General features: G+C 56.0%; 10 protein-coding genes and 1 pseudogene. 7 read left to right on the forward strand and 4 right to left on the reverse strand.

Annotated features, from left to right (window positions below):
• Positions 1 to 22: 22 nt before the first annotated feature.
• On the forward strand, positions 23 to 1,537 hold the full coding sequence (locus tag BCA33_RS21535; RefSeq protein ID WP_254774256.1) for an EAL domain-containing protein: 1,515 nt from the start codon (positions 23 to 25) through the stop codon (positions 1,535 to 1,537).
• Here BCA33_RS21535 and argH read toward each other — a convergent pair.
• A complete protein-coding gene (argH, locus tag BCA33_RS07480; RefSeq protein ID WP_071264666.1) occupies positions 1,534 to 2,997 on the reverse strand; it encodes an argininosuccinate lyase in 1,464 nt (487 codons plus the stop codon). The genes BCA33_RS21535 and argH overlap by 4 nt on opposite strands.
• A 125-nt stretch (positions 2,998 to 3,122) precedes the next feature.
• Between argH and BCA33_RS07485 the strand changes: the two genes are divergently transcribed.
• The 6 genes from BCA33_RS07485 to BCA33_RS07510 all read left to right on the forward strand — a co-directional run bounded on the left by BCA33_RS07485 (position 3,123) and on the right by BCA33_RS07510 (position 9,097).
• The gene (locus BCA33_RS07485; RefSeq protein ID WP_071264668.1) at positions 3,123 to 4,139 is read left to right on the forward strand and encodes a sensor histidine kinase; all 1,017 of its coding nucleotides are present in this window, start codon (positions 3,123 to 3,125) and stop codon (positions 4,137 to 4,139) included.
• Positions 4,136 to 4,906 (forward strand): LytTR family DNA-binding domain-containing protein, encoded by a 771-nt coding sequence (locus tag BCA33_RS07490; RefSeq protein ID WP_071264670.1) that lies wholly within the window; start codon positions 4,136 to 4,138, stop codon positions 4,904 to 4,906. The genes BCA33_RS07485 and BCA33_RS07490 overlap by 4 nt, the downstream gene beginning before the upstream one ends.
• 118 nt (positions 4,907 to 5,024) lie before the next feature.
• On the forward strand, positions 5,025 to 5,966 hold the full coding sequence (hemC, locus tag BCA33_RS07495) for a hydroxymethylbilane synthase (RefSeq protein WP_071264672.1): 942 nt from the start codon (positions 5,025 to 5,027) through the stop codon (positions 5,964 to 5,966).
• On the forward strand, positions 5,947 to 6,759 hold the full coding sequence (locus BCA33_RS07500) for a uroporphyrinogen-III synthase (RefSeq protein WP_071264674.1): 813 nt from the start codon (positions 5,947 to 5,949) through the stop codon (positions 6,757 to 6,759). The genes hemC and BCA33_RS07500 overlap by 20 nt, the downstream gene beginning before the upstream one ends.
• Before the next feature lie 8 nt (positions 6,760 to 6,767).
• The gene (locus tag BCA33_RS07505; RefSeq protein WP_071264676.1) at positions 6,768 to 7,859 is read left to right on the forward strand and encodes a uroporphyrinogen-III C-methyltransferase; all 1,092 of its coding nucleotides are present in this window, start codon (positions 6,768 to 6,770) and stop codon (positions 7,857 to 7,859) included.
• Positions 7,856 to 9,097 (forward strand): heme biosynthesis HemY N-terminal domain-containing protein, encoded by a 1,242-nt coding sequence (locus BCA33_RS07510; protein ID WP_071264679.1) that lies wholly within the window; start codon positions 7,856 to 7,858, stop codon positions 9,095 to 9,097. The genes BCA33_RS07505 and BCA33_RS07510 overlap by 4 nt, the downstream gene beginning before the upstream one ends.
• Before the next feature lie 47 nt (positions 9,098 to 9,144).
• Here the strand turns inward: BCA33_RS07510 and BCA33_RS07515 are convergent, their stop codons facing one another.
• From BCA33_RS07515 to rho, 3 genes and pseudogenes are all read right to left on the reverse strand, one after another.
• The gene (locus BCA33_RS07515) at positions 9,145 to 10,149 is read right to left on the reverse strand and encodes a 2Fe-2S iron-sulfur cluster-binding protein (RefSeq protein WP_175469728.1); all 1,005 of its coding nucleotides are present in this window, start codon (positions 10,147 to 10,149) and stop codon (positions 9,145 to 9,147) included.
• Between the two features lies 1 nt (position 10,150).
• A complete protein-coding gene (gene ubiD / locus BCA33_RS07520) occupies positions 10,151 to 11,638 on the reverse strand; it encodes a 4-hydroxy-3-polyprenylbenzoate decarboxylase (RefSeq protein WP_071264682.1) in 1,488 nt (495 codons plus the stop codon).
• 218 nt (positions 11,639 to 11,856) lie between these two features.
• Positions 11,857 to 13,118, reverse strand: a pseudogene (gene rho / locus BCA33_RS07525) (transcription termination factor Rho).
• Between the last annotated feature and the right edge of the window lie 94 nt (positions 13,119 to 13,212).

A 13,212-nucleotide genomic window follows, 5' to 3' on the forward strand; every position in this document is an offset into this window, starting at 1 on the left:
GCAAGACAGCTTTATTGTGGATATGCCTATCACCCAGCAAAGCGGTGAATGGCCTGTGTACGAGTTCCACTACCAGCGCCTTACTGACCGCCAGGCTGGAAGCCAGAACGCTGACAAGAGCACGCACAGGGATGACGTCAAGAGTGAAACCACGGGCGCAGTCGTTGTGGCCAGCGATATCAGTAACCGCGCCAGCAACACAGGCGACAGTGAATATCGGTATCGGCATGACCCGGTAACCGGGTTAACCAACCGGAGAGAATTCACAGCCCGCCTTCAGCGCAGCATGGAATACAAGAACGGAGAGGCAACCGATCGCAGCCTTCTATATTTAAACCTGGATGCATTCGGGCATTTCAATAGCCTGGCAGGTAACGGAGCCTGCGACCGCTACCTCAGAGAACTGGCCAGCATTCTCGATGTTCGGAGCAGGCCACAGGATACGGTGTCGCGGCTGTCCGGCGACACCTTCGCGCTGCTCATTGAAAACTGCACAGAACCTGCAGCCCGCAAACTCGCAGATGACATTCTAAACCTCATTCGCAGCTTCGTTTTTGAATGGCAAGGCCATCAACTGCAAACCACCGCCAGTGGTGGTTTGCTGGTCATGGGCAAGGACACACCTTGCGACCCGGAACAACTGCTGGGCCAAGCTGCAGACCTGTGCCACGATGCAAAAACATCCGGGCGCAACCGGGTTCATACTGCCCACGCATCTCGGCCTGAATCAGATCACAGCGACTGCAATGAGCTGGTCGCCCAGATCCGAAAAGCTCTGGATAAACAGGCGCTGATATTGGAATTCCAGCCACTCAAGCCGGTTGCCAGTGTTACCTGGGGTGATCACATCGAAATTCTCGCCAGAATTCCCGGAAACAGCGCCCATGAGCACTGGCTGCAGCCTGACCAGTTTTTGCCGGTCGCAGAGCGGTTTGATTTGGCCAAACGGCTGGATCGGCAGGTCATACTGCAAACTCTTACCTGGCTGGGAGAGCACCGGCTACTGAAGCCCAGGCTGAAATATTGCGGCTTTAACCTCTCCCTGGCTAGCGTGCTCGATGACACCTTTGCGGACTTCATGGAATCTGTGCTCAGAGTTTCAAACTACCCGCCAGAATCCTTCTGCCTTGAAATCCGTGAACCCCACGCAACTCAATACCCGGATGAAGTTGCCGTGCTATGTGATGCCCTGCATCGGATTGGCTGCCGCGTAGCACTGGATGGTGCCGGCGCTTCTGTGGAAAGTTTCAGGCTTGCGGCGAAGCTACCGGTAGATGTCATCAAGCTGGACCGCAGCCTGATGTTCAGGCTGGGAGACGATTCGGTTCAGCAGATCATGGTAGAAGCGCTGCATCGGATCGCTCAGGAAGCGGGAAAAATAACCGTAGCAACTTTTATTGAGAACGACGACATTCTCAGAAAGGTCAGGAACCTGGGCATTCATTTCGGCCAAGGGTTCAGGCTTGGCGCGCCCAAGCCTCTGGCAGAACTGACGCCGGCGGCAGTTGACCTCCCCACCGGGCGGATTGGCGGCTAAGCCCCCGAGCTTACGCAAAAAAAGCTCAGGGGCGCAAGCTTCAGGGAATCAGCCTCCAGCAACTTGCGCGCACGGCCTACAGCCGCTCGCACTTGAGCGGGCGCCGTGCCGCCAAGGTGGTCACGGGCCTGAACCGAGCCTTCCAGCGTGAGCACATCAAACACATCTTCGCTGATGGTGTCAGAGAAACGCTTCAATTCTTCCAGCGTCATATCAGAAAGATCCCGTTTCTCAGCAACACCAAAGGCCACCGCCTTGCCTACAACTTCGTGGGCGTCGCGGAAAGGCATGCCCTTCTTGACCAGATAATCCGCCAGATCCGTTGCCGTAGAAAACCCACGCTTGGCCGCCACGCGCATGTTATCGGCCTTGGCACAAATGGCCGGAACCATGTCTGCGTAGGCTTTCAAGCAGCCCTTGATGGTATCGACGGTATCAAACAGGGGCTCCTTGTCTTCCTGGTTGTCCTTGTTGTACGCCAGCGGCTGGCTTTTCATCAGGGTAAGCAGGCTGATCAGGTGGCCGTTCACCCGGCCGGTTTTGCCCCGAACAAGCTCAGGCACATCCGGGTTCTTTTTCTGGGGCATGATAGATGAGCCAGTGCAAAAGCGATCCGGCAGATCAATAAAATCGAACTGTGCAGACGCCCACAGCACCAACTCCTCGCTGAAGCGGGACATATGGGTCATCAGCAGGGCCGCGAAACTGCAGAATTCAATGGCAAAATCCCTGTCACTGACGGAATCCAGAGAGTTTTCTGAGGCCCGATCAAAGCCTAGCAACCGAGCAGTCATAGCGCGGTCAATCGGGTAAGTAGTGCCGGCCAACGCGGCTGCACCAAGAGGCATCACGTTCACACGTTTGCGGCAGTCCTGCAGGCGCTCACCATCGCGTACCAGCATTTCATACCAGGCAAGCAGGTGATGCCCAAAGGTGACGGGCTGTGCCGTCTGAAGATGGGTAAAGCCGGGCATAATGGTGTCGGCTTCGCGCTCGGCCAGGTCCAGCAGGCCAGCTTGCAGGCGACGAAGTTCTTCAGCAATCACATCAATTTCATCGCGCAGGTACAGGCGGATATCTGTGGCCACCTGATCGTTTCGGCTGCGCCCGGTGTGCAGCTTCTTGCCCGTAATGCCAATGCGCTTGGTCAACTGGGCTTCTATATTCATGTGAACGTCTTCAAGGCTTATGGACCACTCAAAGCGCCCTGCCTCAATGTCTGTTTTCACTCCGTTCAGGCCATCGATAATGCTGTCGCGCTCATCCACGGTGAGTACTCCCACCTCGGCGAGCATAGTCGCGTGAGCAATGGAGCCGATGATATCGTGGTGATACAAGCGCTGGTCAAACCCTACGGATGCGGTAAAACGTTCGACAAACGCGTCGGTGGGCTCACTGAAGCGTCCACCCCAAGGTTTTTCGGAGGTTGTGGCCTGGTCAGGTTTTTTCTGATCCGTCATGGTCTATCTTTCCTGCTGGCAGCCCGGCATTATCTGGCGGGAACTGGGTACATTGAATATGGCGGGAGTATAGCATTCTGACCCGTAGAAAAGAGACACCCCCAAGCGGGGATAAGACAGCCGTGATGCAAGATTTTTTCGTGCCGGACCTTTGCCGGGTGCGGTCGGTATTCATGCTGCTTATTACCAGCGAACTCCTGGTGCTGGTGCTGGCCATTGTTCAGGCCAGTAACGGCTGGATCGACTGGAACTATTTCGCACTCCTGTCGCTGTTTGTGCAATGGACTACCCTCACCAGCGCAGCACTCATCTGCCTGCTGAGAACCCGGCTGGCCAAAATGCCGGTATCCCGGGCTACCCTTGCCATTGCTGCTATCGTGCTGCTGGACGTGCTCGCCTTCAGCTTGTTCGCCGACAGTGTTTTGCACCCACAACCGGGCATCATCGGGTGGCAAGCCATCGCCAAAAAGCTACTGTTGGCGCTATTGATTGTGCTGATGGTACTGCGTTACTTCTATTTACAGCACCAGTGGCAACAGCAACGGGAAGCAGAAATGCAGGCACACTTGGCAGCGCTGCAGGCACGTATACAGCCGCACTTTTTGTTTAACAGCATGAACACCATCGCCAGCCTTATTGCCTCGGATCCGGAGCAGGCCGAAGAAGCTGTCCTGGATCTTTCCGAACTCTTTCGCGCCAGCCTGCGCACGGGCGACCAGCTCATCCCGCTGGCAAAGGAACTGGACTTGTGCCAGCGCTATCTTGCTATTGAAGCACTGCGACTAGGCCCTCGCCTGAACCTGGAATGGTGCATTGCCGATGGCCTGGAGCGCCAAGCCATACCGCCGCTAACTCTGCAGCCGTTAGTTGAAAACGCGGTTTATCATGGCATACAGCCGCGGCCAGAGGGTGGTACGGTGCGCATAGAAGCAGAAGCACGGGGCAACTTTGTGTATCTGCTCGTGCAAAACCCCAAACCAGACAGTAACGGCAGCCAGCACAGCGGCAACCGCATGGCTCTGAACAACATTCAGGCACGGTTGCAAGCGCTATTCGGGGAGGCTGCCGTGCTGAAACACAGCCATCAAGGAAACGTTTATACCGTTACCCTACGGCTGCCAAAAACCACACAGCACTCATGACCAAACAGACGATTCTAATAGCCGATGATGAGCCTCTGGCCCGGCAGCGCTTGCGACGGCTGGCCGAAGATCTCCCGGAATATCAGGTATGCGGCGAAGCAAGTGATGGCGATACGACTCTCGCTCAAGTTGCCGAACTGCAGCCAGACATCCTACTGCTGGACATACGCATGCCTGGCCTTGATGGCATGGAGGCCGCCGCGCGCCTGACCCAGCTCAGCAACCCCCCGGCCATCATTTTTTGCACGGCTTACGACAGCTACGCCATTCAGGCTTTCGATGTGCAGGCTGCGGCCTACCTGCTCAAACCGGTGCGCAAGGAGGCGCTGGCAGAAGCTTTGGCCCGCGCCGGACGGCTTAACCGGGTGCAGTTACGAACGCTTTCCAGCGCCAACGCTGGCAACAATGCAGGCTGGAAGGAAGCAAACGACGGGCAGTTGACGGTTCGTACCCACAGAGGTACTGAATTAATTGATATAGCCGAGATCCGCTATTGTCAGGCGGATCAGAAATACGTGACTATTCACCACGCGCGTGGGGAAACAGTTTCTGACTACACGTTGAAAGAACTGGAAAATGCTTATCCGCACCAACTGCTCCGAGTTCACCGCAACACACTCGTAGGCGTGCGGTTTATTCAGGCGCTGAAACGCACAGCAGAGGGCAGCAATCTGGTGTTACTCAAGGATGCTCTGGGCGAGCTTCAGGTTAGCCGCCGCCACACCAGCAGCGTGCGCCAGTGGCTACAAGGGCCGCAACCCAGCTAAACAAGATTGATAGGGTCGCATCTTGCTGCGCCGGGCGGAGCATAGTAGCCACCCACGGGACTTTTACGATGCCACAAGGTAACCTTGGCGAACATTTTTACAATCGACAGTGAGCACAATGTCCAAACGAACTCTTCGTGTCGCAACTCGTAGCAGCGCCTTGGCGTTATGGCAGGCGGAATTCATCAAGGCCGAACTGGAACGCCTCCACGACAACGTGGTTGTGGAGCTGGTCAAGATCAAAACCCAGGGCGATAAAATTCTTGATGTCCCCTTGGCCAAAATCGGCGGCAAAGGCTTGTTTGTAAAAGAGTTGGAAGAAGCCATGCTCGATGGTCGCGCGGATCTTGCCGTGCACTCCATGAAAGATGTCCCCATGGCCTTTCCCGAAGGCTTGGGGCTGGTTGCCATCTGCGAACGGGAAGACCCCACAGATGCGTTCGTCAGCAATCATTACGACAACGTTGACGCCCTCCCCCACGGTTCGGTGGTTGGTACGGCTAGCCTGCGCCGGGAATCCCAGCTGCGCGCCTACCGACCAGATCTGGAGATCCGCGTTTTGCGGGGCAACGTAAACACCCGGCTGGCAAAGCTGGACGCCGGTGATTACGACGCCATCGTACTAGCCAGCTCTGGCCTCAAACGTCTGGGCTTTCATGACCGGATTCGCTACTCCATGCCAGACACGGTGTCGCTGCCGGCGGTTGGTCAGGGAGCCCTCGGCATCGAATGCCGGCTCAATGATGACGAACTGCGCGCTATGCTGGAACCCCTAAACCACACCGACACGTCCGACAGGGTGAAAGCCGAGCGAGCTCTCAATCGCCGTCTCGAAGGCGGCTGCCAAGTGCCTATCGCAGCTTATGCCTTGCTGGAAGACGACAACACCCTATGGCTACGCGGCCTGGTTGGCGCGGTTGATGGCACGCTAATCCTGCGTGCCGAAGGCCGTGCACCCCGGGCGGAAGGAGAGCGCCTGGGCCGTGAACTGGCAGAAGAACTTTTGGCGCAGGGCGCAGACAAAGTGCTGGCTGAAGTCTATGGCCACACTCCGCACTGACCTACCCAGCCTGGCAGGCCGGCGCATTCTGATTTGCCGGCCAGAGCCAGAAGCGGCTCGGCTAGCCCGGCAGTTTCAGTCTGCCGGCGCCCAGACGCACGTGCTGCCTCTGGTGGAGCGGGAGCCGCTGCCGGAGACTCCGGAGCGGCGCACAACTATTCTGAGCCTTGACGAATTCTCCCACGTTATAGCCGTCAGCCCCTATGCTGCGCGCCTTTTGCTGGAAGAACTGGACACCTGGTGGCCCCAGCTTCCTGCAGGCCTGAACTGGTATGGCGTGGGAGCAGGCACCGCCAAAGCACTTGCCGAGCATGGCCTGAGCCCGCGTAAGCCCGATGAGGGCTGGACCAGTGAAGCACTGCTTAGGTTACCTTCTCTGGCGCAGCTCGACGGCGAGCGTGTGCTGGTTGCCCGCGGTGAAGAAGGGCGAGAGCTAACCCGAAAAACCTTGGAAGCCCGCGGCGCGCGAGTTACCGTAATGCCGCTTTATCGAAGATTCTGCCCAGACTACACGCCAGTACAGATTGATAGAGCCCTAAATCAGTTTGCACCGGAGGCCATTATTGCGCTCTCCGGAGAAACCCTGAACAATCTCATCGCACTATGTGCGAATTGCAGCCATAATCTATACGATAGGCCTGTCATTGTACCCGCCAGGCGCATAGCCGATCAGGCTCGCGTGGCGGGATTCAATGCTCCGTATATACCAGGAAGCCTTGCCGATAATGACATCGTGGCCGCCGTCGCAGAGCAGCTGGCAGGCCGGGACGGTGGCTCCGGAACAGCCAAGTAAGGACGCCCGTGACTGAGACAACAAAACAATTACCCGCCCCGATCGACAAAGACCAACCCGCTCGCCAGAGAATCTGGCCAGTATGGGTTATAGCCGTTATTGCCCTGATCTGTGTTGCCGCACTGGCTCTTTGGAACTGGCAGCAATGGACTGGCCAGCAAGCCAGCTTGCAGACGCTTAAAAGCCTCCAGCAGGATACCGCTCAGCTTGAGAAGCTTTACGGCGACCGAGGCAGCCAGCAAGGCCAACGCCTGCAATCTCTGGAAGAAAAGCTCACTTCCCAACGGGAGCTGATCGCCACTCAACAGCGGCAGATTGATCACAACGCCCGCGAACTGCTGGAAGCCGGAAACCGTACCCGCACAGACTGGCTCTTGGCAGAGGCAGAGTACCTGCTACGCATCGCCAATCAACGCCTGTTGATTGAAAAAGATATTCGCGGTGCCCTGTCTGCACTTCAAGCCACCGATGAAGTACTCACGGAATCTGATGACATAGGGGTATACCCGGTACGCCAGCAGCTGGCCCGGGAAATCCTGGCGCTTAAAGGCATAACCGGGGTCGACAGAACCGGCCTTTATCTCACCCTGGAAGCCGCCATCGATAGCGTTCACCAGCTCACCGACCAGGCGCTGATCAGCGAACAAGCGCCTGGTTTTGTGAACAACTCCCAATCAGACGGTGCCCCACCCGCCGGAGGTGAGCCAAGCATGCTGACACAAGCTTGGCAAAAATTTAAATCCACACTCATGCAGGTTGTTGTGGTGCGTCGCCTGGATGAGTCGGTAAAACCATTACTGTCGCCCGACCAAAGCGCCTACGCTCGGCTGAATTTACAGCTGATGTTGGAAGAGGCAGAAATGGCCGTACTCAGAGGGAACCAACCTCTGTATGAGCGCGCGCTGAGCAAGGCCCAAGCGGCTGTTGAAGATTGGTACGACGGAAGCAACCCACGGGTAAGCGCACTGTCGAACACCTTGACGGAACTGGCCACAAACAACGTTGCGCCAGACTTACCAGATATCAGCAAATCCCTGGATCTGCTCAAAGAGCGACTGGCAGGCAGACTCAACAATGGCAACGGAGGCGATGATTCATGATCGGCCTGCTTCTGATCGTTCTGTTTGCCCTGATAATTGGCACCGGGCTGTCTCTGGGGCTGCAATACGACCTGGGCTATATTCGTATCAGTCTGGGTAACTACCTGCTCGAGACCAATTTTTGGGTTGGCCTTGCCCTGCTCATCGTAGTGATCGCGTTGATCGTTTTAACGATCAACCTTTTCCGCCGTATGCGACACGGCAGCGGGATGATTGCCGGCTGGGTTTCCCGAGGCAAAGAGCGCCGGGCAAGGCGTCGCACCACCCGGGGCCTGCTGGCTCTGGCGGAAGGAAACTGGCCAAGGGCCCGCAAAATGCTCACCTCGGCCGCAAGCCACGCAGACACCCCGCTTATTAATTATCTGGCGGCCGCCCAGGCAGCCTTCGAGTGCGGTGACCACGAGGCTGAGGACGAACTGCTAAGAAAGGCATTTGAAAGTACTCCGGGGTCAGATATGGCCGTGGGCATTACACAGGCCCAGCTTCAACTTGCGGGCAATCGCCTGGAACTGGCCCTAGCCACTCTGGTGCGCTTGCGCAAACAGTCTCCACACCACCCCTTTGTACTAAAGCTGCTCACAAACACCTACCTTCGTCTTGAAGACTGGCGCGAGCTATCGAAGCTGCTACCGGAGCTGCGCAAGCGCAGCGTGCTGCCGGAATCAGAACTGGGAGAGATTGAGCGGCAGGTGTGGCATAACCTTTTAGAGCGAGCCGCTGAAGACTGTCGACGCCAGCAAAAGGACGATCCGCGCACATCACTGGAACCACTCACCCGGCTTTGGGATGAGCTGCCAGGTTTTCTGCGCAAAGACGAACAAACCATCGGTGACTATGCACGCCTGCTGGCAGATCTTGGTGATGAAGCTCAGACAGAAACCTTACTTCGCAAGGTGCTGCAAAACCATTGGAGCGATGACCTAGTCAACTTATATGGCCGCATAGAAGGTCGCAAACCAGGCGAACAACTGCTCACCGCCGAGCAGTGGCTAAAAGACCGACCTAACAATGCGGAGCTGCTGTTGGCACTGGGCCGATTGAGCCTTCGCAATGAATTGTGGGGCAAGGCCAGGGAATATTTCGAAACGAGCCTGAGGTTACGCCGCAGCAGGGAAGCGCTGGCAGAACTGAGCCGCCTAAGCGCCCACATGGGCGATGGTGAGTTGAGTATCAAACTTATGATGCAGGGGCTGGCAACAGATAATGGGCTTCCAAAGCTGCCCATGCCAAAAGCTTGAGAAAGAAACAAAGGTGTCAGAGCTTTCGCTCTGACACCTTTGTTGTTTTAGCTCCGGGGTGCATACTCCAAAACATCAGAAAAGAATGCCTCAGACGGTAACCCTGCTTCTACCAAGGCGTCCATCAGTGTGTAGACCATCGTCGGCGAGCCGCTGGCGTGTACTTCCACGTTATTCCAGTCCATGCCAGAAGCCAAGACAGCGCGCACGAGCTGATCGTGATGCCCACTCCAGTCGCTATCCTCGTCATCACCCACCACGGGATTAAACGTGAAGCCAGGCCAGTCCTGCTCCCATTGCCGGGCCATGGATCTGAGATACATGTCTTCATGACGGCGAACTCCCCAGAACAGCTTTACCGGCTGAGCACAGGATGTAGCGCGCAAATAATCCACCAGGCTTTTCACCTGAGCAAACCCGGTGCCAGCTGCAACCAGAAGCAACGGCTTTTCCGGCGCGCAGGCCAGGCAAGATTTACCATGGGGCAATTCCAGATTGACCGTTTCACCAGAGGTTAGCGCATCAATCACCTTTTGTGCTGACACCCAATCGGGGGAGGCCTGGATATGCAGCTCAATATTCTGATCCAGCGGGCTGCTGGCGATAGAGAAATAGCAGGGTTCAGCATCTGGCAGGTTCACTGACAGGTACTGGCCAGCATGAAAGGACAGCTCCCGCCGCCGTGGCAACTGAAGCTCAACCCGATACACATCATGATTGATAGAACTTACGTCCACGACATTTGCCTGAAACTTTCGGGGCTGGTTCTTTCCTGCAGCCATAACGGCGCTAATCTCCAGTTCAAGATGGTCCAACGCTGCGGTTCTGCACATCATCAGCCGCGCGCCGACCGGAATCGTCTGTTGGTTTCGGGTGTTCAATGCAGAGCCATTAAGCAGCTGGGCCTCGCAGAGCTCACATACGCCGTTTTTACAGGCGTGTGGAACGGCAATACCCGCACGGGCGGCAGCGCTCAGCAAGTCTTCGTCGGCGGCGGCCATGTAACGGATCGCGGATGGCTCAAGATTTACCCGCCACAGCCCACTGTTCATATTAATCGGGGCGAACAGGTGCGGTTTCAATCCCTAAGCTATCCCAGAGCTCGTCCACCCGCTGTTTTACGGCGTCGGTCATGGCAATAGGCTCGCCCCACTCACGAGTTGTCTCGCCCGGCCATTTATTGGTGGCGTCCATCCCCATTTTGGAGCCAAGGCCAGACACTGGTGAAGCAAAATCGAGATAATCAATGGGCGTATTTTCTACCAGCATGGTGTCACGCGCAGGATCCATCCGGGTAGTAATGGCCCAGATAACATCTTCCCAGTTACGGGCATCCACATCGTCGTCGGTCACGATCACGAACTTGGTATACATAAACTGCCGTAAAAACGACCATACACCCATCATCACGCGCTTGGCATGGCCTGGGTACTGCTTCTTCATGGTCACCACTGCAAGGCGATACGAGCAGCCTTCCGGCGGTAGATAGAAATCCACAATTTCAGGGAACTGTTTTTGCAGAATGGGAATAAAAACTTCGTTCAGCGCCACACCCAAAATGGCCGGTTCATCCGGTGGCCGGCCGGTGTAGGTGCTGTGATAAATCGGATTTTTGCGGTGAGTCATGCGCTCAACGGTGAACACAGGAAACTCGTCCACTTCGTTGTAGTAACCGGTGTGGTCCCCGAACGGGCCTTCCGGCGCATGGTCATCGGGATAAATAAAACCTTCCAACACAATCTCTGCGCTAGCTGGCACCTGCAGATCACTGAGACCACACTGCACCAACTCGGTACGACTACCCCGTAGCAAACCGGCAAACGCATACTCGGAAAGCGAATCGGGCACGGGCGTTACGGCACCCAAGATGGTAGCCGGGTCCGCACCAAGAGCCACTGCTACCGGATAGGGTTTCCCAGGGTTCTCTTTCTGAAACTCCTGAAAATCGAGTGCCCCGCCACGATGACTTAACCAACGCATGATCAACCGGTTACGACCAATCACCTGCTGCCGGTATATGCCAAGGTTCTGCCGTTCTTTGTGCGGCCCACGGGTAATCACCAACGGCCAGGTAACCAGCGGCCCTGCATCACCGGGCCAGCAGTGCTGTACCGGAATCTGGTACAGGTCGACCTTATCTTTGTCGATCACCACGTCCTGGCAGGGCGCAGACCTGAGCACTTTTGGACTCATGCGCATCACCTGCCGAAGCAGTGGCAGCTTCTCGATCGCGTCTTTGAAGCCCTTAGGGGGATCCGGTTCTTTGAGATAAGCCAACAGCTTGCCGATGTCACGGAGCGCTGTTACGTCGTCCTGCCCCATGCCCAGAGCGACTCTTCTGGTGGTGCCGAAGAGATTGGCAAGCACGGGCATGTCGTAGCCCTTAGGGTTTTCAAACAACAACGCAGGCCCACCTGCCCGCAATGTGCGGTCGCAGATTTCGGTCATTTCCAGATGGGGGTCTACTTCAACTGAGATACGCTTCAGTTCGCCCAGCTTCTCCAACTGGTCGATGAAGTCCCGCAAGTCGTTGTATTTCATCGTTGGCTCCGTTCCCGGTTAGCTTCTAATACGGAGTTCACCGCCTTCAAGACTTCTCGTCAGGTGCCAGAACGCAATGAGGGCCTGCTTTCCCAGACACGCCGTAAACCCATCCCTGGGGGCTTGATCTTGCCATCCATGGCAAGACACAGTCTGGGAAAGCAGGCCCTCACCGCGTTCACCTGATCGCCAGTTAGCTCAAAACTAGGACTCTAGATCTAGCGGCGCTTCATCGACTGGAAGAACTCGTCGTTGGTCTTGGTCTCTTTGAGCTTGTCCAGCAAGAACTCGATGGCCGCAGTGTCGTCGTCCATGGAGTGCAGCAGCTTACGCAGAATCCATACACGCTGGATATCCGCGTCGCTCATCAGCAGGTCCTCGCGGCGGGTGCCGGAACTGCGAATGTTGATAGCAGGATATACACGTTTCTCGGCAATCTTGCGATCCAGGTGAATTTCCATGTTACCTGTGCCCTTGAATTCCTCGTAGATCACTTCGTCCATTTTGGAACCGGTGTTCACCAGGGCCGTCGCAAGAATCGTCAGGCTTCCGCCTTCCTCTACATTACGGGCCGCACCGAAGAAACGCTTAGGCTTCTCTAGCGCATGGGCATCCACACCACCGGTCAATACTTTGCCCGAGGATGGAATCACCGTGTTGTAAGCACGAGCCAGACGAGTGATGGAATCCAACAGGATAACCACGTCCTTCTTGTGCTCAACCAGGCGTTTGGCCTTCTCGATCACCATTTCGGCAACCTGAACGTGACGCGCAGGTGGCTCATCGAAGGTGGAAGCAATTACTTCGCCGCGCACGGTGCGCTGCATTTCAGTCACTTCTTCCGGGCGCTCATCAATCAATAGCACAATGATGTGGCATTCTGGATGATTGCGGGCAATGGATTGGGCAATACTCTGCATCAGCAGGGTTTTACCGGCCTTGGGTGGCGATACAATCAAACCACGCTGGCCTTTGCCGATGGGCGCAACCAGATCCAACACGCGGGACGACAAATCCTCGGTGCTACCATTACCGGTTTCCAGTTGCATACGTTCATCAGGAAACAGCGGCGTCAGGTTTTCAAACAGGATTTTGTTACGGGCGTTGTCCGGCTTGTCGAAGTTAATCTCAGCGACCTTCAACAGGGCAAAGTAGCGCTCACCGTCTTTTGGCGGACGAATCTTGCCAGCAACGGTATCACCGGTGCGCAGGTTGAAGCGACGGATCTGGCTGGGGGACACGTAAATGTCGTCTGGCCCGGCAAGGTAGGAGCGTCCGCAGAGCGGAGGAAGCCGAAACCGTCCTGCAAAATCTCCAGTACGCCATCGCCATAAATGTCTTCGCCGCCTTTTGCATGCTTCTTCAGAATGGTGAAGATCACATCCTGTTTGCGTGAGCGTGCTAGGTTATCGAGGCCCATCTCTTGCGCGATGTCGAGCAATTCGGGCATGGAGTTCTGCTTGAGTTCGGTAAGGTTCATAAGTTATTAGATTTTCAAGAATGGAAGTAAACGGATATTGGAATGACGGGGGTGCCCCTGAACATATTTTTTAAAATCGTTGTCAAAACAGATG

The organism is Marinobacter sp. AC-23 (genome assembly GCF_001858325.1).
Classification (GTDB): Bacteria; Pseudomonadota; Gammaproteobacteria; order Pseudomonadales; family Oleiphilaceae; genus Marinobacter.

Excerpts from the sequence above, each read along its gene's own strand:
- BCA33_RS21535 (WP_254774256.1), top strand. The coding sequence starts at position 23 with ATGCCTATCACCCAGCAAAGCGGTGAATGGCCTGTGTACGAGTTCCAC.
- argH (WP_071264666.1), bottom strand. The coding sequence starts at position 2,997 with ATGACGGATCAGAAAAAACCTGACCAGGCCACAACCTCCGAAAAACCT.
- BCA33_RS07485 (WP_071264668.1), top strand. The coding sequence starts at position 3,123 with ATGCAAGATTTTTTCGTGCCGGACCTTTGCCGGGTGCGGTCGGTATTC.
- BCA33_RS07490 (WP_071264670.1), top strand. The coding sequence starts at position 4,136 with ATGACCAAACAGACGATTCTAATAGCCGATGATGAGCCTCTGGCCCGG.
- hemC (WP_071264672.1), top strand. The coding sequence starts at position 5,025 with ATGTCCAAACGAACTCTTCGTGTCGCAACTCGTAGCAGCGCCTTGGCG.
- BCA33_RS07500 (WP_071264674.1), top strand. The coding sequence starts at position 5,947 with ATGGCCACACTCCGCACTGACCTACCCAGCCTGGCAGGCCGGCGCATT.
- BCA33_RS07510 (WP_071264679.1), top strand. The coding sequence starts at position 7,856 with ATGATCGGCCTGCTTCTGATCGTTCTGTTTGCCCTGATAATTGGCACC.
- BCA33_RS07515 (WP_175469728.1), bottom strand. The coding sequence starts at position 10,149 with ATGAACAGTGGGCTGTGGCGGGTAAATCTTGAGCCATCCGCGATCCGT.
- ubiD (WP_071264682.1), bottom strand. The coding sequence starts at position 11,638 with ATGAAATACAACGACTTGCGGGACTTCATCGACCAGTTGGAGAAGCTG.